Annotated in this window: 1 protein-coding gene; it reads left to right on the top strand. The window is 41.4% G+C overall.

Annotated features, from left to right (window positions below):
• The coding region (locus N1032_RS27360) for a hypothetical protein (RefSeq protein ID WP_259543857.1) at window positions 1-544 on the top strand (544 nt) is incomplete at both ends.

The raw sequence follows: 544 nt of genomic DNA on the forward strand, positions 1-544 counted from the left end.
GGGTTTTCTCAATCAATGAGCGTAAACCAATTAAGGCGCTTTGCGATATTGGAATAGAGTTCCGCTGTAGTTACATTCTTTCCGGCTACTCGTTGGCAAGCCTAGCCAAAAACCTGACAACCCACAAAGTTAAAAAGATGGAGGGTGATTTAGACTATGAATTAATCCGACACCATGAAACCGAATTAACGGAAAAGGAATGGGGATATTGTGAGAATGATATTGTTGTAGTTAACGCTTATATTAATGAGCAGATTACGCAATATAAATCTATTACTAAAATCCCGCTGACTAACACGGGGCGCGTTAGGGAATACGTGAAAAACCAGTGTTACCGGATATTAGACGAGGACGGCAACCCCGAAAGAACACCGGAGGCGAAACGTAAATACTTTAAATACCGTAAATTGATGGATGATTTACGTATCACCGTTGATGAATATCAGCGCCTGAAACGCGCATTTATGGGAGGTTTTACCCATAGCAACCCATATCACACTAATAAGGTGTTAGAGAACGTGGGGAGTGTAGATTTAACCAGTAG

It is taken from the genome of Herbiconiux daphne (assembly GCF_024979295.1).
GTDB classification, from domain to species: domain Bacteria; phylum Actinomycetota; class Actinomycetes; order Actinomycetales; family Microbacteriaceae; genus Herbiconiux; species Herbiconiux daphnes.